At 67.2% G+C, this 19,787-nt stretch carries 17 protein-coding genes; 8 read left to right on the forward strand and 9 right to left on the reverse strand.

Features of this window, described 5'->3' with window-relative positions; translation table 11 throughout:
- The first annotated feature begins 164 nt into the window (after positions 1 to 164).
- A complete protein-coding gene (locus tag NRB20_RS27025) occupies positions 165 to 1,202 on the forward strand; it encodes a Gfo/Idh/MocA family protein (RefSeq protein WP_153413914.1) in 1,038 nt (345 codons plus the stop codon).
- 171 nt (positions 1,203 to 1,373) lie between these two features.
- Here the strand turns inward: NRB20_RS27025 and NRB20_RS27030 are convergent, their stop codons facing one another.
- A complete protein-coding gene (locus tag NRB20_RS27030; RefSeq protein WP_319945456.1) occupies positions 1,374 to 2,909 on the reverse strand; it encodes a Rieske 2Fe-2S domain-containing protein in 1,536 nt (511 codons plus the stop codon).
- A gap of 42 nt (positions 2,910 to 2,951) precedes the next feature.
- Entirely contained in the window at positions 2,952 to 3,845 is an 894-nt protein-coding gene (locus NRB20_RS27035) for a hypothetical protein (RefSeq protein WP_153413916.1), read from the reverse strand.
- Positions 3,846 to 3,956: 111 nt separating this feature from the next.
- Between NRB20_RS27035 and NRB20_RS27040 the strand changes: the two genes are divergently transcribed.
- Positions 3,957 to 4,754 (forward strand): lysophospholipid acyltransferase family protein, encoded by a 798-nt coding sequence (locus NRB20_RS27040; RefSeq protein ID WP_319945457.1) that lies wholly within the window; start codon positions 3,957 to 3,959, stop codon positions 4,752 to 4,754.
- Positions 4,755 to 4,790: 36 nt separating this feature from the next.
- Positions 4,791 to 5,564: a lysophospholipid acyltransferase family protein gene (locus tag NRB20_RS27045; RefSeq protein WP_153413918.1), complete on the forward strand. Its 774-nt coding sequence runs from the start codon at positions 4,791 to 4,793 to the stop codon at positions 5,562 to 5,564.
- 108 nt (positions 5,565 to 5,672) lie between these two features.
- Here the strand turns inward: NRB20_RS27045 and NRB20_RS27050 are convergent, their stop codons facing one another.
- Positions 5,673 to 7,076 carry an MFS transporter gene (locus NRB20_RS27050; protein ID WP_153413920.1) on the reverse strand — a complete coding sequence of 468 codons (1,404 nt, stop codon included), beginning with the start codon at positions 7,074 to 7,076 and terminating at the stop codon, positions 5,673 to 5,675.
- A gap of 299 nt (positions 7,077 to 7,375) precedes the next feature.
- On the opposite strand from NRB20_RS27050, the gene NRB20_RS27055 reads away from it, so the two are divergent.
- The 3 genes from NRB20_RS27055 to NRB20_RS27065 all read left to right on the forward strand — a co-directional run bounded on the left by NRB20_RS27055 (position 7,376) and on the right by NRB20_RS27065 (position 9,772).
- Positions 7,376 to 7,966, forward strand: a complete 591-nt coding sequence (locus tag NRB20_RS27055) for a TetR/AcrR family transcriptional regulator (RefSeq protein ID WP_319945458.1) — start codon at positions 7,376 to 7,378, stop codon at positions 7,964 to 7,966.
- Between the two features lie 498 nt (positions 7,967 to 8,464).
- A complete protein-coding gene (locus tag NRB20_RS27060; protein WP_153413924.1) occupies positions 8,465 to 8,635 on the forward strand; it encodes a hypothetical protein in 171 nt (56 codons plus the stop codon).
- Positions 8,636 to 8,749: 114 nt separating this feature from the next.
- Positions 8,750 to 9,772 (forward strand): agmatine deiminase family protein, encoded by a 1,023-nt coding sequence (locus NRB20_RS27065; protein ID WP_153413926.1) that lies wholly within the window; start codon positions 8,750 to 8,752, stop codon positions 9,770 to 9,772.
- A 7-nt stretch (positions 9,773 to 9,779) separates the two neighbouring features.
- On the opposite strand, the gene NRB20_RS27070 is transcribed toward NRB20_RS27065, so the two are convergent.
- From NRB20_RS27070 to NRB20_RS27095, 6 genes are read right to left on the reverse strand one after another with little or no spacing between them, the layout of a single operon-like run.
- Positions 9,780 to 10,583, reverse strand: coding sequence for a hypothetical protein (locus NRB20_RS27070; protein ID WP_319945459.1), 804 nt, complete (start codon positions 10,581 to 10,583; stop codon positions 9,780 to 9,782).
- Positions 10,580 to 12,250 carry an ABC transporter family substrate-binding protein gene (locus tag NRB20_RS27075; RefSeq protein WP_153413930.1) on the reverse strand — a complete coding sequence of 557 codons (1,671 nt, stop codon included), beginning with the start codon at positions 12,248 to 12,250 and terminating at the stop codon, positions 10,580 to 10,582. Before NRB20_RS27075 ends, NRB20_RS27070 begins: the two co-directional genes overlap by 4 nt.
- Positions 12,251 to 12,276: 26 nt before the next feature.
- Positions 12,277 to 13,905 carry an ABC transporter family substrate-binding protein gene (locus tag NRB20_RS27080; RefSeq protein WP_153414132.1) on the reverse strand — a complete coding sequence of 543 codons (1,629 nt, stop codon included), beginning with the start codon at positions 13,903 to 13,905 and terminating at the stop codon, positions 12,277 to 12,279.
- A gap of 51 nt (positions 13,906 to 13,956) precedes the next feature.
- Positions 13,957 to 15,837, reverse strand: coding sequence for a dipeptide ABC transporter ATP-binding protein (locus NRB20_RS27085; protein WP_153413932.1), 1,881 nt, complete (start codon positions 15,835 to 15,837; stop codon positions 13,957 to 13,959).
- Positions 15,834 to 16,817 (reverse strand): ABC transporter permease, encoded by a 984-nt coding sequence (locus tag NRB20_RS27090; RefSeq protein WP_153413933.1) that lies wholly within the window; start codon positions 16,815 to 16,817, stop codon positions 15,834 to 15,836. The genes NRB20_RS27085 and NRB20_RS27090 overlap by 4 nt, the downstream gene beginning before the upstream one ends.
- Positions 16,814 to 17,794, reverse strand: a complete 981-nt coding sequence (locus NRB20_RS27095; RefSeq protein ID WP_153413935.1) for an ABC transporter permease — start codon at positions 17,792 to 17,794, stop codon at positions 16,814 to 16,816. Before NRB20_RS27095 ends, NRB20_RS27090 begins: the two co-directional genes overlap by 4 nt.
- A 156-nt stretch (positions 17,795 to 17,950) precedes the next feature.
- On the opposite strand from NRB20_RS27095, the gene NRB20_RS27100 reads away from it, so the two are divergent.
- Together NRB20_RS27100 and NRB20_RS27105 are read left to right on the forward strand one after the other, a co-directional pair.
- Complete coding sequence (locus tag NRB20_RS27100; protein WP_153413937.1) at positions 17,951 to 18,793, forward strand: DUF4064 domain-containing protein; 843 nt, start codon at positions 17,951 to 17,953, stop codon at positions 18,791 to 18,793.
- 28 nt (positions 18,794 to 18,821) lie between these two features.
- Positions 18,822 to 19,664, forward strand: a complete 843-nt coding sequence (locus NRB20_RS27105) for an HAD family hydrolase (RefSeq protein WP_153414134.1) — start codon at positions 18,822 to 18,824, stop codon at positions 19,662 to 19,664.
- Positions 19,665 to 19,787 lie beyond the last annotated feature (123 nt).

Genomic DNA, 19,787 nt, shown 5'->3' on the forward strand with positions numbered 1-19,787 from the left:
CTGCGGTGCGGTCGGGTGGTTCGAGGGCGGCGGTCGGTCGAGGCGGTAGTCCGGCGGGCACGGGACGGACGATTCGGCGTGGTCTGTGCGCGGGACATCGTGTGGTATCGGACAATCTCGGGTAAACCGGTAGCGCGCGGGATGTCGGAGCGAAAGGCAGCTGGATGGCGGAGTTGGGTGTGGCCGTGGTCGGGTTCGGGCTGGCCGGTGAGGTCTTCCATGCGCCTTTGATCGCCGCACAGGAGCGGATGCGGGTGGCGGCGGTGGTGACCTCGTCGGCGGAACGGGCCGAGCGGGCGCGGGCGGCGTATCCGGGGGTGCGGGTGGTGGATACGGTCGAGGCGTTGTTCGCGGAGCCGGACGGGATCGATCTGGCCGTGATCGCCACGCCCAACAGCACGCATGCGGCGCTGGCGATCCAGGCGCTGGACGCGGGGCTGCCGGTGGTGGTGGACAAGCCGTTCGCGCTGACCGCGGACGAGGGGCTGGAGGTGATCGCGGCGGCCGAGGCGGCGGGGCTGGCGCTGTCGGTATTCCAGAATCGCCGCTGGGACAGCGATTTCCTGACGTTGCGCCGGTTGATCGAGGCCGGTGAGCTCGGGGAGGTGCGCCGGTTCGAGTCGCGGTTCGAGCGCTGGCGGCCGGTCTCCAAGGGCAGCTGGCGGGAGGTCGGCGAGGCCACCGACGGTGCGGGGATTCTCTACGACCTGGGTAGTCACCTGGTCGATCAGGCGCTGAACCTGTTCGGTCCGGCCGTCGAGGTCTACTGCGAATTGGATTGTCGCAGAACGGAAGTGCGGGCCGACGACGACGCCTTCATTGCGTTGACGCACGATTCGGGGGTGCGCTCACATCTGTGGATGAGTGCGGTCACGCCCCGGTTGGGGCCGCGTATGCGCGTATTGGGTTCGGAGAGCGGCTATCTCACCTTCGGGCTGGATCCGCAGGAGGACGCGTTGCGCGCGGGGCGTCGTCCGGATGACGGAAAGCCGTGGGGCACAGTCGATCCGGAGAACTGGGGTTCACTGGGCACACCGGACGACACCCACCCGGTCCCGAGTGAAGCCGGTGACTATCCGGCGTTCTACGCGCAGATGGCCGCGGCCCTGCTCGACGACGCTCCCGTCCCGGTCGACCCGAACGACGCGGTCGAGACGTTGCAGGTCTTGGAGGAGGCCCGCCGCTCGGCCGCAGGTGAGTGAGCCGACGAGAAGCTCACTGCCGCAGCACAATCCTCGCCGCGCGGAGGTGCGATTGTCGCGAGTGAATTCGTCGCGGCGATAACGCGCACGCCGCCTCGACTTCAGATCCACACAGCAGCAACGCGATCGGTTGCGTGGTTCGGCCGCAGCGGATGCGCGATCGCGTAGTGCTCAGAGCTTTCGCGACCGCAATTCGTGGCCCTTCGAGGTCTTGCAACGCCCCGACTCCAGATCCCACTGCCACCCGTGCAGGTTGCAGGTCAGCGTATTGCCTTCCACCACACCGAATTTCGACAGATCGGCCTTGAGGTGCGGGCAGCGGCGCTGGACTTCCCAGCCCGCGAGCTCGGTGGAGGCCGAATCGTCGTGCGCCTCGGAGAACCAGCCGTCGGCGTAGGCGATGCGTTCGTCGGTGAGGCATTTGAAGAAGGTGTAGAGGAATTCGTTGTAGCCGCCGATCCGCCACGCCTGGAAGCGGGTGGACAGGAAAATCGTGTTCACCCAGTCGGGTTCGTGATCGCGCAGCACCGTGCGGACCAGTTGCGGATCGATACGGAAACCGTAACGGTAGCGGCCCTCGCCCTCGATCGGTTCGCGCACAACACGTTTCGGGAAGTCGAGCACGAAGGTCTGCTCGCCGAGCACCAGCCCGACCGGGTAGCCGATGCCGTCGCAGATCAGGTCGCTCTGCTTCATGATCGGCTCGAACAGGTCCTCGAGCTGCGGCAACAGCGGCGAGTCGGCGGTCGCCCAACTCGCCTTCTCCGCGGCCAGCGCGGGGGCCAGCCGCCGCGCCATGTTCTCGATGTACCCGGCCTTGTCGCCGTAGATCGTGTCCGGATCGACCGGGTGGGTGAGTTCGAGATCCTTGCCGCGCACCTGCGCCACCGAACCCGGAATCATCAGCACGCCACCGGCATTGCCGTGGATCCGCATCTGTTCGAGGAACACGATCTGATCGGGGAAGATGTTGCCCTCGTCGTCGCGATCGTCGTTGAGGTAGCGCAACTCGTCGTCCAGGAAGACCGGGGGACCGGCCGAGGGCACCACCCAGGTCGCGCCGACCTGCTCGATGTAGCTGCGTGCGCGGTCCATACCGCGCTGCCGCTTCTGCTTGCCGAAGTTCGACTTGGTGCGCGCGGGGATGTCGTAGACCATCGGGTACCAGATCGCGCCCGAGTATTGCAGCAGGTGGATGTCGATGTGGCCGAACGTCTCGTGCAGCACGTCCATGTCGACCGGGCGGGCGTCGTTCATGTTGAAGCACACCGTCTCGCCGTCGGAGACGAGCAGGCCGGAATCGCCGATCGGGCCGTCCGCGGGGGCGCGCAGCGCGACGATCATGATGTCCATGTCGCCGCCGGGCCCGGTGATGGTCCGCTTCACCGAATTCTCGGTCTCGATGAACTTCGTGAAGCCGATCTTCTCCAGCTCGCGACGCAGATCCGGGACCGGGTAGTCCGGCAGCAGCACGGTCGCGTCCTTGTTGACATGATCGGTCAGATGCCGCGCGTCGAAGTGGTCGCGGTGCAGGTGCGAGACGTACAGGAAGTCGCAGTTGCCCAGCTCGTCCCAGTCCAGCTCGGTGTTGTCCGGGAACGGGAACCAGGACCCGAAATACGCCGGGTTGATCCACGGGTCACACAGGATCGTCCCGGCCGCGGTGCGGATATGGAACCCGGCGTGTCCGACGCTGGTGATCTCCACGAACTTCCCTCCTGAGGCGTTATCGGCCACCCAGGGTACCGACTAGGAGGTGACCGCGCCGATGCAGTAACCCTGCTTCCCGGACTTCAGGGTGAATGTCCGGGTCTGCTCGACGCCGTCGGTGGTCGCGACGGTGGCCTCCACCGACACGTACGACGCGCGCAACGTCGTCGAACTCAGCGACTGGTCGTCGAAGGACCGGATGTTCTCCAGCGCTTTGAGCCCGGTCAGCGGCGCGGGGACGGGCGCTCCGGTGCCGTCGGGATCCCAGTTCGCCGCGCCGGCCGCGCAGCGCAGCGGGTGCGTGGTCTCCTTGTCGGCCGGGTCCAGCGGCTTGCCGATGACGCGATCGAGGTAGCGGCGCACGGTGTGCCGGGCGTCGGTCTCGTCGAACGCCGGGGTGGCCCCGGCGGTGTAGACGCGCGGGCAGGCGTAGCCGGTGTCGATATCGGTGCGCTGCGCCACCACGGTGACCGCGCCGTGACCGGTGCCCTGCCAGGTGATCGCGGCGCCGTCGTCCACGCCGGGGCGGGCCAGGGCGGTCAGGATCGCTTTCTTGTCGGTGTACATGGACTGCACGTGTTGCGGCGCGAGGGTCCAGCATTTGGCCTGGAGCCGGGCCGGGGACAGCGATTGCAGGTCCATGGCCCAGGCGGTGAGCGCGTCGGCGGCGGCGGAATCGGGTTTGGTGAGCGAGACGGTTACCAGGAGTTCGCCGGGCTTCGGTTTCGGCGCGACGGGGACGGCCGCGGCGGTGGCCGCCGGGGTCGAGGTCGTGGTGGTCGCCGCGGTGTGCGGCGTGTCGGTGGTGTAGTCGGTGCCCTCGATGCCCACCCGCGAATCGCAGCCCGCGACCAGTCCCGCCGCGATCAGCGCCAGGCCCCCGGCCAGTGCGTTTCGGAGCTGTGCACGCGAAGCCGGTCGGGGAAATTTCACTGCGGTGAACCTCTTTCCTGTACGCGAGTGCCGTTGTCGGAGGGTATATGTGCGCAATCGCACACATGCCTGGGTGTAGCCCGATGTGGTGGGGACTACGCTAGCGGAATTGTGGAACCCGTCTACCGGTCGATCATCGGCCTGGCCCGCACCATCTTCTTCGCGCAGGGGCTGAAATTCGACGTCCGAGGGGCCGAGCGCATCCCCGCCGTCGGTGGCGCGGTCATCGCCATCAATCACACCGGCTACATGGACTTCACCTATGCCGGGCTGCCCGCGCGCACCCCGAAACGGTACATCCGGTTCATGGCCAAGAAGGAGGTGTTCGACAGTGGCGTCTCCGGTCCGATCATGCGCGCGCTGCGGCACATTCCGGTGGATCGTTCGGCCGGGGCCGACTCCTACAAGGCCGCGCTCGAGTATCTGAGCCGCGGTGAGCTGGTCGGGGTGTATCCGGAGGCGACGATCAGCCGCAGCTTCGAGATCAAGGAATTCAAGTCCGGCGCCGCGCGCATGTCGATGGAATCGGGCGTACCGATCATCCCGATGGTGATCTGGGGCGCGCAGCGGGTGTGGACCAAGGGGCATCCGAAACATCTGGGCCGCAGCAATACTCCGATCCGGATCGCGGTGGGTGACCCGATCGCGCCGCCCGAGGTGGGCGACCGGGACGTCAGCGAGGTGGCCGCGGAGCTGACCACCCGGCTGCGCGCCACCATGCAGCGGATGCTCGAGGAATTGCAGCAGGGCTACCCGCACGAACCCGGCGCGTACTGGGTTCCGGCACGGCTCGGCGGCGGTGCGCCCACACTGGAGGAGGCGAACGCGATGGACGCCGCGGACGCCGCCGCCAAGGCCGAACGGGCCGCGGCGGACCGGAATTCGGCTGCCGGGCAAGCGGATCGGTAGTCCGGCCGCGAGAGTGGATGTACAGGAGTTGTAGGCATGGCGCGCGAACCCGTCTTCGACGTTCTCACCGGATTGGTCCGCAGTACGTTCTGGGCACAGGGCCTGCGGATCGATATCACTGGGCAGGAACACATTCCGCGCTCCGGCGGGGCGGTGCTGGCCGTGAACCACACCGCCTACCTGGATTTCATGGAGGTGGGGTTGGTGGGCCGCCGTTCGGGCCGCAACGTCCGGTACATGATGAAGGCCGAACTCGAGCACGGCATCGTGGGCTGGCTCATGAAGCACTGCAAGGCGATCGGCGTGGATCGCGGTCACGGCGCGGAATCGTACGGGCGTGCGGTGGAGTCGCTGCGTGGCGGTGAGATCGTGGTCGTGTATCCCGAGGCCACGATCAGCCGCAGTTTCGAGTTGAAGGAATTCAAATCCGGTGCGGCGCGGATGGCGATCGAATCGGGTGCGCCGATCGTGCCCATGACCATCTGGGGCGCGCAACGCATCTGGACCAAGGACCTGCCGAAGGAATTGGGCCGCAACCATTTCCCGATCCACATCCGGATCGGCGAGCCGCTCGCGCCGCCGCCCGGTGAAGTTACCGCGATCGGGGTGGACGAGTTGACCGCCGAATTGCGTTCGCGCATGGGTGATCTGCTCGAGCTGACGCAGCAGGGGTACGAGATGCCTTCGGGCGCACCGTGGGTGCCTGCCCGGTTGGGTGGATCCGCGCCCACGCCGGAGCGGGCGATCGTCCTGGATCAGGAGGAACTCGCACGTCGTCGCGCCGTCGCCCAGCGTAGAGCCGAGAGCTGAGTCGCGGATCAGGCTGTCCGGCAGCGGTATTCGGCGGGAGTCTATGCGATATCGCCGCGCGGCGGGCGTGCCGCGTCGGCGATATCGTGATAAGACTGGGCTCGTTTTCTACTGTGCGACAGCCTGTTTCATAGGGATTGCTTCGCCGCGCAGAGTAGCTGCCGCACCGAGGAAGCCGATGGCGGCGGCGATCCAGAAGGCGAGGGAGAAGCCGGTGGTGACCGAGCCGACCATCAGGGCGGCGGCGAGTTGACTGCCGAAGGCGCCGCCGATGGTGCGGGAGACGGTGTTGATGCCGTTGGCGGTGGCGGATTCGGCCGGGTCGACGACACGGTGCAGGTGGGCGGGCAGGGCGGCCATGACCAGGCCGGTGCCGATGCCGATCGGGATCGCGCCGATCGCGAGTTCCCACAGGCTCGCGTGGGCCAGGGCCAGGATCGCCGCGCCGGCCGCGGTGAGGATCAGGCCGAGGGTCAGTGGCAGGCGCGGGCCGCGGCGGGCGATGAGGCGTCCGGCGATGCTCCCGGCCGGCAGGATGACCAGGGTCGAGGGCAGCATGACCAGTCCGGCCAGGGTGACCGAGGAGCCGAAACCGCCTGCGCCGCTGGGTAGTTCGGACAGTTTCGGGATCAGCACGTAGTAGATGAACTGCACCACGCCCAGCGCGAACGCGGCCAGATGCACGATGCCGGTGGAGCGATGCAGCACCAGATCCATCCGGATGAGCGGGAAACGCAGCCGCTTCTCCAGGCGCACGAATCCGATCAGCAGCACGATGCCCGCCGCGGCGCAGGCCAGCACCGGAACGCTGGTCCACCCGCTGCCCGGGGCGAGGGTGAGCGCGACCAGGATGCCGGACAGGCCGCCCGCGAGCAGCACCACACCGCCCGGATCGAGTCGTCCGCCGGATTCGACCGGGCCCTCGGGCACCGCGACGTAGGTGAGAATCAGTGCGGCCGTTGCCAATACCGCGCCGATCGCGAAGAGCCAGCGCCAGGAGGCGTGGTCGACGACCAGTCCGCCGATCACCAGCGCGATACCGGCCGCGCCGCCGACCAGCGCGGACAGGAATCCGAGTCCGCCGTGCACCTTCGCGGGTGGCAGCACCGCCGGGACCGAACCGAAGGCCAGCGGCAGGATGGCCATGCTCACGCCCTGTGCCGCGCGGGCGGCGATCAGGACGCCGATCTGCGGGGCGGCCATGGCGACGAGCGTCGCGACGAGGTAGATCCCGAGCACCGTGAGCAGCGTGCGGCGGCGGCCGAAACGATCGCCGATCCGGCCGAACAGTGGGGTGAGGATCGCGCTGGCCAGCAGCGGGGCGCTCAGTACCGCCCAGGTCGCAGCGGTCGTGCTGGTGTGCAGGGCGTGCTGGAGGGTGCCGATGGTCGGTACCAGCATGGTCTGCATCAGCGCGTAGGACAGCACGCCGAGCGCCAGGGCGGGCATGGCCAGGCGGTGCGCGGTCGGCGGCGGGCGATAGATGGTGGGTGGTGACGTCCGGGTGGTCACGGCGGGCTCCTCTCCTGCGAACAATGTTCGCGTAAGGTGACCCTAACTCCGTGCGAACGTTGTTCGCAAGAGGGTGCTCGTCCGCGCGGATGTGATTTGAACGACGCTCGGGGCAGACGCGCAGACGCGCAGACGCGCAGACGCGCAGACGCGCAGACGCGCAGACGCGCGGGCACGCGGGCACGCGGGTCCGGTCGGTCCCGGACGCATGGCTGCCAATACGCTCGGGTCCGGCGGAGGCATTCGGGTGTGTCTGCGCTGCCGCGATCGATCGGGATCGCCGGAAGGAAGGGAGCCGGGTGCGCGCACAACCGCTCAGCAGGGCCGTCATCGTCGCGGCCGCTCGCCGCATCGCCGACACCGAGGGCCTCGCGGCGTTGACGTTGCGCCGGGTGGCCGCCGAACTCGACACCGGGCAGGCTTCGCTCTACCGGCACATCGCCGACCGGGGCGAACTGCTGTCCCTGCTGAACGAGGAACTCGCCCGCGCCTTCCCGGTCGTCCGCGACGGCACCGCCCGCGAACGCCTGATCGCGCAGTGGCGCGGCGCCCATCAGGTGATGCTCGACCACCCCTGGGCCGCCCAGGTCATCAACGAGCCGAGTTCGGTCACCGCGACCTCCCTGCCCTTCGCCGAATCCGCCATCGCGGCCTTCCTCGAGGCGGGCCTGGACGAACACGCCGCCGCCCGCGCCTACCGCGCCACCTGGCACCTGCTCATCGGCCAGATCGTCAACGACCACCCCCTCGGCCACCCCGGCTTCACCATCGACCCCACCACCTACCCCGCCCTCACCGCCACCCGCCCCCACCTCACCGACCTCGACCCCGCCACCGAATTCGACTGGTCCCTACGCCAACTCCTCACCGGCATCCTCGGTCCGGAGTAACTCGACTCGGAACCCGGGCGACCTGTTCGGTCCTGTGCCCCAGTGCATTCGCCTCCGGTGCGTTTGCCTGGGCTGTGGCGATCCGAACCGATGGTCCATACGGGGACTCCTCACCGGCATCCTCGGTCCGGAGTAACTCGACTCGGAACCCGGGCGACCTGTTCGGTCCTGTGCCCCAGTGCATTCGTCTCCGGTGCTCTCGCCTGGGCTGTGGCGATCCGAACCGATGGTCCATACGGCGACTCCTCAGCGGCATCCTCGGTCCGGAGTGACCCGACTCCAATCTCGGGCGACCCGTTCGGTCCTGTGCCCCAGTGCATTCGTCTCCGATGCGCTCGCCTGGGCTGCGGCGATCCGAACCGAATTCGAATGGTCTGTGCGGCGACTCCTCGCCGGCGTCTTCGGCCCGGGGTAACTCGACTCGGAACTCGGGCGACCTGTTCGGTCCTGCGTCACGGCGCGTTCGTCTTCGATGCGTTCGCCTGGGCCGATGCGCCGGTGCCGATACGGACCAGCACGGGCGGTCGGGGCGTGATCGATCCGCGCGGTATGGCGGTCGCGGTGCTGCTGTTGGAAGGGTGTGCGGGACAGGTGTATACGCTGACCGGGGCGGTGTGGGAGCAGGGCGCGGCTTTCATGGATGTGAACGGCGGCGCAATCGTGACATAACGGACTGGACGGACGTCTCAACACGCGGTGCGGCGCGCCGTGTCACCGCTATGACAGGTCCGCAACCTGCCAATTCATGGCGTATGTCGGAGCGAGTGGATACGGTCGGAGATCATGAGCCGCTATGTGATGCCAGCGGAGTCCGCGCCGCATGCCCGGACGTGGCTGGCGTGGCCCGCCAAGGAGTCGGTCTGGGAGGAACTGCTACCCGAGGCGCGCGCGGATGTGGCACGGCTGGCTCAGGCCGTCGCCGAGCACGAATCCGTTGCGCTGCTTGCCCGCCGCGAACATGTCGAACAGGCGCGCAAGGTCGTCGGTGACGGGGTCGAGGTGGTCTCGGCCCCGCTGGACGACCTGTGGGTGCGCGATACCGGCGCGACCTTCGTGACCACCACCGAGGGTGAGGTGGCGGGGATCGACTTCAATTTCAACGGGTGGGGGCAGAAGGCCGAGTACCACCTGGACGCCCGCGTCGCGCGAAAGATGTTGGAACACGCGGGAATCGAGCGGGTGGTCGCGCCGATCGTCGCCGAGGGCGGCTCGCTCGAGGTCGACGGCGAGGGCACGCTGCTGGCGACCGAGAGTTCGCTGGTCAACCCGACGCGCAATCCCGGCAGCGATCACGACGAGATCGAACGCGCCCTGGGCGAGCTGCTCGGCGTCCGAAAAGTGGTGTGGTTGCAGGGCGTCGCGGGCGGTGAGGTGACGGACTGCCACGTCGACGCGGTCGCCCGTTTCGCGCGTCCCGGGGTGGTCGTGCTGGACCGCCCGGTGGATCCGGACCGCGACGACGTCTTCGCCCGCGCCGCCGCCCGCGCCCGCGAGATCCTGCGCGCCGCCACCGACGCCGAGGGCCGCGCCTTCGAGATCATCGAACTGCCGCAACCGAATCGGGCCGATATGCCCGGCACGCGCGGCGCGGAATTCCTCTACACGTACGTGCACTTCTACGTCGGCAACGACGCGGTGTACCTGCCCGCCTACGGTGACCGGCACGGCGACGACCGCGCCGCGGGCATCCTCGCCGACGCGTTTCCGGGCCGGGAGATCGTGCCGGTGGAATTCAACGCCGTCGCCGAGGGTGGTGGCGGGATCCACGCCGCCACCCAGCAGCAACCCGTTTCTGCGGCAAGGTGATTCGGGCTCAGCTGGGGTCGGAGCCGCGGATGGCCGAGAACCACACGGCGACCCCCGCGGCGACCGTGAATGCTCCGGCGAAGGCCGGGAATCCGCCGCCCGCGATGTAGACCCACAGCAGTGCGGCGAACGGTGCGGCAACGGCGAATTGGCCGTCCAGCAGGAGCCGTCGGGTGAAGCGGGATGCCGCGGCGGCGTGGGCCGGGCCGTCGGGATCGGGGCGGGTCGGGTTGTCGTGCAGGCGGCCGACGGGTTCGCGATCACGTACCGGCCCAGACGGATACAGCCGGACATTGCCGAAACGCACAACGCCGTCCGTCAATTCGGCGGTCGAATCGGCCGCGGTGACCAGCGTGGGATCGAAATAGACCGGCAGCCAGCAGGTTCGGTCGTCCGCCGTCAGCTCCAACCACGAACGGCTGAGCAACCGGTGCTGCTGGCGTATCCGTCGGCAGCGCAGCGCATTTCGGCCGGAGACCCCGGAGCCCGCGACTCCGGACTCCGCTGCCCCGGAGCCCGTGACTCCGGATTCCGTTGCCCCGGAGTCGGCGGCTTCGGTATCAGCTGACCTGGTATCGGCCGAAGCGGAATCGTCCGGCGCGGAGGATATCCGAGGATCGGTATGCCACGGCAACACCCCGGACGCGACCAGCACCCGAAACCCGCTGTACACCAACACAACCAGCGCCACCGCACCCAACATCGCCAACTGCTCCGAATCGGCGAACGGTGCCCAGGCGAGACAGATCACCAGGGCGCCGCACGTCGTCAGCACCGGGTAGGCCAGCGGATGGCCCGAGCCGGAAATCACTTCAGGAAGCCGACTTTCGTCCAATCGGCGCTGGCGAGACCGAACGCGCCGATATTGGCGAGGTTGGCGCGGGTTGCGTACGTGCCCGAAGCCTGTTGCAGGGGCAGCGAATAGCCCTCCTGCCAGATCAGTTTGTCGCATTCGTTGGCCAGTTCATTGGCCTTGACCGGGTCCAGTTCGGAGATCGTCTTGTTGATCAGGTCGTTGAGCTGGTCGGAGCCGATGCGCGCCTTGTTGCCCTGGAGGTTTTTCGGGTCGTAGTAGTAGATCTGCTGCAACGCGACCAGCGGCAGCGCACTGCCCTGCCAACTGAATTGCGCCAGATCGAAATTGCCCGGATCGATGACATTGGTGAACAGCCCGGTGCCCGGCACGGTCTGGATATCCACCAGCACACCGACCTTGGCCAGATCCTGCTGCACGATCTTCGCGGTGTCGACCCATTCCTTCTGATCGAACATCACATCGCGCAATTCCAGCTTCTTACCGTCCTTCTCGCGGACGTTGCCGTTCAGTTTCCAGCCGAGCGCGTCGAGTTCCTTGGCCGCGGCGGCCGGATCGAATGCGGTGGGGGCCGAATTGTCCTGATAACCCTTCTGCCCCATCACGAAGATGTGGTTGTTCAACGGCTTGGGATTGTCCACGATGCCGGTCTGGGCCTGGGTGACGATCGCCTGCCGGTCGACGGCCTTCGAAATGGCAAGTCGCAGTGCGGGATCGGACAGCAGTGCGCCCGGCGCGCCGTTGAAGGTGATATGACTCCAGCTCGGCTCCGGGCTGCGCCGGACCACCACGCCCGCCGCGTTCTTGGCGGCCACCACATTCGGCAGACCCGAGACGTAGGTGTAATCGATCTCGTTGTTCTGCACCGCGCCCAGCACCGCGCTCTGATCGAGCCTGGTGAAGGTGATGGTGTCCAACCTCGGCTTCGGCCCCCACCACACCGGATTACGTTTGAGCACGATCCGGTCCTGCGTCCGGTCGATGGTGTCGACGACGAACGGACCGGAGCTGACCTTCAGACTGTTGCGATCGATATCGTTGAACGCCTGCGGATTCTCGGTCACCGCCTTCGGATACAGCGGGCCGAACATGCCCTTCCATTCCGAATAGGGCTGTTTGAAGGTGACCACGGCCTGCCGATCGTCGACACCGCGTTCGACCTTCTCGACCCGATCGAATCCGCCGGTCGCGTTGACCTGGAAACCCGCGGCGGGATTACCCAGCGCGTGGGCCTCGGATTGCAGATCCTGCCAGGTGATCGGGGTGCCGTCGGACCACACCGCCTTCGGATTGATGGTGTAGGTGACCTGCTGCGGGCTGGTGCCGGTCAGTTTCACATCGGTGAAGAAGTTGTGGTTGATGGACAGGTCACCGGCGGCATCGCTGACGAACGCCGCCGGCATCAACGGGTCGATGATGGAGTTGAGATCCGCGTCGCCGCCGTCGATGTGCAGATCGTTGAATGTCGCGGGGAACGAAGTGATCGCCAGCCGCAGATTCCCGCCGTCCCGCAGTGCGCTCGGATCCTGCGGATTGATGTCGTTCTTGGTGCCGACATCGACGTTCGCGACCTGATTACCACCCCCGGAACTACACCCCGACAACACCAACCCGACGGCGAGCGCCGGAATCGCGAGCGGGAGCAGTGTCGAACGAATCCGCATGGATCGATCCTTCCGTCGGGGCGGCCTCATTTCACGAAGCCGATCGAGGTGTAGTCGTAGGTGCCCAGGCCGGGTGCGCCGATATTGGCGAGGGTGGCCCGGGTTGCCCAGTTCCCCGGGTCCTGGGTCAGTGGCAGGGAATGGCCCTCGGCGAAGATCTGGGTGTCGACCTGATTCGCCAGGGCGATGGCCTTGTCCGGATCGAGTTCGGTGAGGGTCCTGTCGATCAGCTCGTTCAGCGCGGGGGAGCCGATCCGGCCGTAATTGCCCAGCACATTGTTCGGGTACAGGCCGTACATCTGCGGAATGCTGTTGAATACGAACACATCTCCGGACAGCACGTACTGCGAGGTGTCGAAGTCGCCGGGAATGATCACATTGGTGAAGTAGTCCTGTCCGGGGCGGGTGTCGATGGACATCTTCACCCCGATCTTCGCCATGTCCGACTGGATCATCTTGGCGATCTGGACCCAGAGCGGATCGTTGTACATCACGTCGCGGAAGGCGAGCTGCTTGCCGTCCTTCACCCGGACATCGCCCTGCAATTTCCAGCCCAGCGCGTCGAGTTGCTTGGCCGCCGCGGCCGGGTCGTAGGCGACCGGGGCCGAATTGTCCTGGTAGCCCTTCTGTCCCATCACGAAGACGTGATTGTTGAGCACCGTCGGATGATCGGTCAGGCCCGCCTGCGAGGTATCGGCGATGGCCTGCCGGTTGATGCCCTTCGCGATCGCCACGCGCAACGCGGGATCGGCCATGATCGAACCGGGTGCGCCGTTGAAGGTCAGCCAGCGCCACAGGTTCATCGGCGCGTGCCGCAGTTGCAGGCCCGCGGTGCGCCGGATCAGCAGGGCGTCGTTCAGATTGCTGATCCGGGCGACGTCGAGTTCGTTGTTCTGCATGGCCGCGGCCCAGGTGGACTGGTCCAGCACGCTGTAGGTGACGGTATCCAGTTTCGGCGGCGCACCCCACCATTTCGGGTTGCGCGCCAACACCATTCGGCGTTGCGTGCGGTCGATGGACTGCACCAGGAACGGTCCGGCGGACGCGCTCATGTGGTCGACCAGACTGTGGTTGAACGCGTCCGGGGTGCTGGTCACCGATTTCGGGTACAGGATCGAATTACCGGCGTACTGACCGCGCCAATCCGCGTACGGGGTGGAGAAGGTCAGGATCGCCTGCCGGTCGTCGACGCCGCGTTCGACCTTCTCGACCCGGTCGAAACCGTTGGTGATCGCGATCAGGTACCGCTTGTCCCGGCCGTTGAGGGCCTGCCAGGTCCCGGCCAGATCCTCCCAGGTGATCGGGGTCCCGTCGGACCACACCGCCTTGGGATTGATGGTGTAGACGACCTGCTGCGGATTGGTGCTGATCAGCTTGACGTCGGTGAAGTAGTCCGTGTCGACGGTGAGCTGCCCGGACGCGTCGGCCTTGAACGCGCGCGGCATCGTCCAGCGGACGAGATCGGCTGTCTCGCCCTCGTTTCCGTCGGTGCACTGCACATTCCAGTTCGACGGGATGGTGGTGATCGCCAGGCGCAGGTTGCCGCCCTCCCGGACGCCCTCGCGCGCCAGCGGATTGATGTCGTTGGTGGTGCCCAGCGTGGCCGAACCGGTCGAACCCGGACCCGACGAACAGGCCGCCGCCAATGCTGACATCGATGCCGCCGCAACGACTTTGCCGAATGTGCGCCTCTTCACGATCTGCTCCTAGCGGGCGACGACGGGAACGGGAACCGCGTCGATGAGCGCGCGGGTGTACTCGTGCTGCGGATCGGTGAGAATCTGTTCCGCCGAACCGATTTCGACGATCTTGCCCCGATACATGACCGCGATGTCGTGTGCCAGATTCCGGACCACCGAAAGATCGTGGGAGACGAACAGATACGACAGGCCGCGTTCGATCTGCAAGTCGCGCAACAGGTTCAGCACGCCGGCCTGGATCGAGACGTCCAGCGAGGACACCGGCTCGTCCAGCACCAGGATCTCCGGATCCAGCGCCAGCGCCCGCGCGATATTGATGCGCTGCTTCTGTCCGCCGGAGAAGTCGGCCGGATACCGGTCGACGTGCTCGGCCCGCAGCCCGACCTGTTGCAGCAGTTCCGGTACGCGCGAACGGATCTGCTCGCGCGAGCGTCCGGCGATGCGCAGCGGTTCGGCCAGCGCGTCGAAGATCGGCATGCGCGGATCGAGGGAGGCGGACGGGTCCTGGAAGACGATCTGCATCTTCGCCCGGATCTCCCGGCGGCGCGCCTTGGTGAGCGTCGCGACATCGCTGCCGAGCACCTCGATCGTGCCGCTCTGCGGCTTGTTCAGCTCCATGATCTCGGTCAGCGTGGTCGATTTACCGGATCCGGATTCGCCGACCAGCGCCAGCGTGCGGCCCGCGCGCAGTTCGAAATCGATGCCGTCCACCGCCCGCACCTCCCCGGTGCGGCGGCGCAGCAGCACCCCCGAGGTGATCGGGAAGACCTTGCTCAGTTCCGAGATCCGCAGTACCACACGCGAATCCGTCTCGGCCTCGTGATCGGGGGTGGTGATCTCCCGGCGGTAGGCCGAGAACAGGTCCGCCGAACCGATCTCCGCGGTGCGGATGCACGCGGCGCGGTGTCCGGGCGCGATGTCCTGCAGCGGCGGTTCGGCCGCGCGGCAGTCGTCGATGACGACCGGGCAGCGCGGTGCGAACGGGCAGCCTGGCGGCAGCGCGTGCATGGCCGGTGGCGAGCCCTCGATCGGGATCAGCGGGGTGCGCGCGGGGCCGTCCATGCGCGGGATCGAGCCGAGCAGCCCGACCGTGTACGGCATTCGCGGAGAGCTGAAAAGGTCTGCGGCAGAGGAGGTTTCGACGATCTTTCCGGCATACATGACCGCGACCCGATCGGCGATGGTCGCGGCGATCCCCATATCGTGGGTGATCATGATGACGCCCGCGCCGGTGATGTCGCGCGCGGTGCGCAGCAGGCCCAGGATCTGCTTCTGCACCGTGACGTCCAACGCCGTGGTCGGCTCGTCGCAGATGATCAGTTCGGGATCGTTGGCGATGGCCATCGCGATCACCACGCGCTGCCGCATACCGCCGGAGAATTCGTGCGGGAAGGCCCGCGCCCGCGCCTTCGGTTCCGGAATCCCCACCAGGTCGAGCAGTTCCACCGCACGGGTGGCGGCCTGCTGCTTGGACATCGAGCCGTGCGCGAGCAGCGCCTCGGCGATCTGATCGCCGATCCGGTACACCGGTGTCAGCGCCGAGAGCGGATCCTGGAACACCATGGAGATCCGCGCGCCGCGATAGGTCGACAGCGTCTTGTCGTCCATGCCCAGCAATTCCTTGCCGCGCAACCGGATCGAACCGCGCACCCGCGCCTGATCGGGCAGCAGCCCGATCACCGCCAGCGAGGACACCGATTTACCCGAACCCGATTCGCCCACGATCGCCAGCACCTCGCCGTCGGCCACGGCGTAGTTCACGCCGCGCACCGCGTCGATGCGGCCTTCCTCGCCCGGGAAGGACACGTGCAGATCCGAAACCTCCAGCAGCGGAGCGGTGGTGGTCTGCTTCGGGGTCTCGGGCGCGGGGGCTGAGGTGTCGGTCATTTCGGGGCCTTCGGAGTCTGCGGGGCCTTGGGAGTCTCGGGGGTCTTCGGAGCCTTGGGCGCCTTGGGGGTTTTGCGGCGGGCCCGCGCTCGGGAGGAGCTGGGGTCGAAGGCATCTCGCAGACCGTCACCGACCAGGTTGGCGCACAACACGATCGCGATCAGGAAACCGCCCGGGAACAGGAACAACCACGGAAAGGTCAGCGCCGATTGGGAATTCGCCGCGATCAGCGTGCCCAGCGAGACGTCCGGCGGCTGCACGCCGAAACCCAGGTAACTCAGGCCGGTTTCGGACAGCACCGCCGCGCCCAGGGCCAGCGTGGTGTCGATGATCAGGAAGGAGGCCACGTTCGGCACGATGTGCGTGACGATCAGCGATCGCGTCGAGGCGCCCATGTACTTCGCGGCCCGGACGAATTCGCGATCGCGCAGACTCAACGTCAACCCGCGTACGATGCGCGCGCTGATCATCCACCCGAACGCCGCCAGCAGAATGATCAGCAGCGGAATCGATCCGCTGCCCTTGGTGCGCGGGGAGAAGATCGCGATGACGATGAAACTCGGCACCACCAGCAGCAGATCCACCAGCCACATGATCGCCCGATCGGTCCACCCGCCCAGCAGCCCGGCCACCGCCCCCGCCGCGACCGCGATGATCGACCCGAGGATCGCCACGCAGAACCCGATGATCAGCGACTTCTGCAACCCGTGCAGCGTCTGCGCGAGCAGATCCTCACCGCTACCGTCGGTCCCGAACGGATGCTTCGGACTCGGCGCCTGATACAGCGCCGCATAATCCATGTCCCGATAGTCGAACGGCAGTATCGGCGGCAACGCGAACGCGGCGATCACGATGAGCAACAACACGACCGCCCCCACGATCGCCGCCTTGTTCCGCAAAAACCTGCGCCACACCAACTTCCGCCGCCCGGCCGCGGCGACCTCGGGCGCGCCCTGACTGATCATTTCCACTTCGGTCATGAGATCCGCACCCTCGGGTCGAGCATGGCGTAGACGATGTCGGAGAGCAGGCCGGAGACCAGGATCACCAGGCCCGCGAAGGTGGTCACGGTGACCACGATGTAGAGGTCCTGGGCGTTGATCGCGTCGACCAGCCATTCGCCGACGCCGTGCCAGCCGAAGATCTTCTCGGTGAACACCGCGCCGGTGATCAGGCCGCCGAGGCCGTAGGCGAACAGTGTCGCCATCGGGATCAGGGCGGTGCGCAGGCCGTGTTTGTAGAGCGCGCGTTTGCGGGTCAGGCCCTTGGCGCGGGCGGTGCGGATGAAATCGCTCTGTAGTACGTCGAGCATGGCGTTGCGCTGATAGCGGCTGTAGGCGGCCATCGAGCCCAGGGCCAGGCCGAGGGTCGGCACGACCATGTGCTGGAGCCGGTCGACGAACTGGTTCCACAACCCGTCCACCGCGCTGGCCGAGGTCTCCCCGGTGTACAGGAGGATCTGCTGACCGGTCGCGGTATTCAATTCCAGCGCACCGTATTTCAGCAGGGTGGCGAGCAGGAAGATCGGCGTGCTCAACACCAGCAGCGAGATGATCGTGGTGAAGTAGTCGCTGAATCTGTACTGCCGGATCGCGCCCGCCGCGCCGATCAGCACACCGAGCGCGGTGCCGATCACCGAACCGATCACCAGCAGCCGCAGACTCACCCCGATCCGGCGGCCCAACTCCTGGCTCACCGGCTGACCCGCGAGGGTGTCGCCGAAATCGCCGTGTACCACTACATCTTTCACCCAGGTGCCGTAGCGCGGCAGGATCGGTTCGTTGAGATGTAGTTCGGCCGCCTTCGCATCGATCACCGATTGCGGTGGGCGGGGATTGCGCTGCTCGAGGCTGTCCAGCGGATGGAACGTCATGGACGCCAACACGAAGGTCAGGAACGAGGCGAGCACCAACAGTACGACATAGTTCAGCGCACGTCGTAGCAGAAAGCCGGTCATCGGTCCCCTCGGGTCGGGTTACTAGCCCCTGATCATAGGGATAGTTATTCCGGCGAGCGCGTTACGCGGACCACCTCACGCCCGATTCGGAGATATCGTGCAGGGGAACGTTCATCGTCGGCGGGTGGTCCGGCGACACAGACAGGGGGCCGGTCGGTGAGTTATTCCCAGTATCCGGGTGGTTATCAGCCGTATCCGCAGGGCCTGGGCGGCGAACCCAGCAGCGCCACGGCCGTGACGGCGGGGGTGCTGGCCGCGCTCGGTGCGGCCGGGCAAATTCTCGGCGGAGTCGTGGACGTCGTGATCGGGGTCGCCTGGCCCGATTTCGGTGACGAGGTGCTGCACAACTCCTGGTTCTCCGTCTACATGATCGGCATCGGGGTGATCGGGTTGATCACCGGCGGGCTGCTGGCGGCGGGGGCGGTGCTGGTGTTCCGGCGTCGAGTGGCAGGGCGGATCTTCGTCGTCGCCGGGTGCGTGGTCACGATCGTCGCGGGTATCGGGTCGTACATTCTGCTGTACGGGAGTGCCGGTCTGCCCGGTCATTCGGTTCTGACCGGGGGCGTGGGTGGAGTGGTGGGGCAGGTGTTTCCCGTGCTCACCGCGGTGCTGGCGTTGGTGCCCTCGACCGGGCGGTGGCTCGCGTATGTTCCGCAGGCGTTGCCCGGATATGCGGGACCCGGTGTGGCGCCGGGGTATCCGGTGTCGCAGGATCCGTTCAACGCCGCGCCGTACGGCGGTCAGCACGTTGGGCAGCCGGTAGCGGGTGCGGCGGTGCCGTATGGCGGGCAGCCGGGTTCGGGTGCGGTGCCGTATGGCGGGCAGCCAGGTTCGGGTGTAGTGCCGCCTGATTCGGGGCAGCCGCCGTCCGCGAGCGGTGTGGCGCCGCAGGCTTCGGCCGCCGGTCCGCTGCCGCCGTATTCGAACGAGCCGACGCCCTTTCCCGAGGTGCCGCCGCTGGGTTCGGCCGATGATCAGTGGCGACGTCAGGGAAACTGATTACTTCCGCACCCCCGCATCGGGCAGGATGGAATGGGTGACTCGCCGGAACTCGCCCAAACCCGCCCTGGTGGCCACCGATGTGGACGGCACCCTGATCGACCGGGACGAACAGGTGAGTCCGCGCACCCGGGCCGTGGTCAAGGCGCTGGTCGACGACGGGGTGCATTTCGTGCTCGCCACCGGGCGGCCGCCGCGCTGGATCGATCCGATCGTCGCCGGGCTCGGATACGCACCGCTGTGCGTGTGCGGTAACGGCGCGGTCGTCTACGACAGCGCGACCGACCGCATCCTGCACAACGATTCGCTGGACGTCCCGGAACTGGCCTGGCTCGCCGAACTCGCCGAGCGGGTGCTGCCCGGCTGCGGGCTGGCGGCCGAACGGGTCGGCGAGACGGCGCACGACGCGGCCACCCCGCAGTTCGTGAGTTCGCCCGAATACCAGCACGCGTGGCTCAATCCGGACGACACCCAGGTCGCCCGCCGCGAGGTGATCGCCGCCCCCGCCATCAAGATGCTGATCCGCCTACCCGGTGTGACCAGCGCAGATATGCGTGCCGCGCTGGAGCCGCACCTGGACGGCCGCGCCGACCTCACCTATTCCACCGACAACGGCCTGATCGAACTGTCCGCACCGGGCGTCACCAAAGCGTCGGGCCTGCGCCTGGTCGCCGCACGTCTCGGCGTCGAGCACCGCGACATCGTCGCCTTCGGCGATATGCCCAACGACGTCCCGATGCTGCGCCTCGCCGGCCGCGGCGTAGCCATGGGCAACGCCCACCCCGAAGCCCTTGCCGCCGCCGACGAAACCACCCTCACCAATTCCGAGGACGGCGTCGCCCGCGTCCTGGAACGCTGGTGGGCCAGCTGAATTCGTCTCGCGGAGATGGTGGCGCCGACCGGGCGCTGTGTTCTCCGGCGACGTATCAGGTTGTGGCGCCAGGTATTTCATCGATCTCGCGAGCGTTTCGCGTTGGTGTCGAAAGAGGTGTGG

The sequence above is a fragment of the Nocardia macrotermitis genome (assembly GCF_009604405.1).
In the GTDB taxonomy this organism is placed as follows: Bacteria; Actinomycetota; Actinomycetes; order Mycobacteriales; family Mycobacteriaceae; genus Nocardia; species Nocardia macrotermitis.

Bases quoted from the DNA above. Each gene is read 5' to 3' on its own strand.
- NRB20_RS27105 (WP_153414134.1), top strand. From the start codon at position 18,822: ATGGAATGGGTGACTCGCCGGAACTCGCCCAAACCCGCCCTGGTGGCC.
- NRB20_RS27045 (WP_153413918.1), top strand. From the start codon at position 4,791: ATGGCGCGCGAACCCGTCTTCGACGTTCTCACCGGATTGGTCCGCAGT.
- NRB20_RS27095 (WP_153413935.1), bottom strand. From the start codon at position 17,794: ATGACCGGCTTTCTGCTACGACGTGCGCTGAACTATGTCGTACTGTTG.
- NRB20_RS27085 (WP_153413932.1), bottom strand. From the start codon at position 15,837: ATGACCGACACCTCAGCCCCCGCGCCCGAGACCCCGAAGCAGACCACC.
- NRB20_RS27080 (WP_153414132.1), bottom strand. From the start codon at position 13,905: ATGTCAGCATTGGCGGCGGCCTGTTCGTCGGGTCCGGGTTCGACCGGT.
- NRB20_RS27090 (WP_153413933.1), bottom strand. From the start codon at position 16,817: ATGACCGAAGTGGAAATGATCAGTCAGGGCGCGCCCGAGGTCGCCGCG.
- NRB20_RS27025 (WP_153413914.1), top strand. From the start codon at position 165: ATGGCGGAGTTGGGTGTGGCCGTGGTCGGGTTCGGGCTGGCCGGTGAG.
- NRB20_RS27075 (WP_153413930.1), bottom strand. From the start codon at position 12,250: ATGCGGATTCGTTCGACACTGCTCCCGCTCGCGATTCCGGCGCTCGCC.
- NRB20_RS27065 (WP_153413926.1), top strand. From the start codon at position 8,750: ATGAGCCGCTATGTGATGCCAGCGGAGTCCGCGCCGCATGCCCGGACG.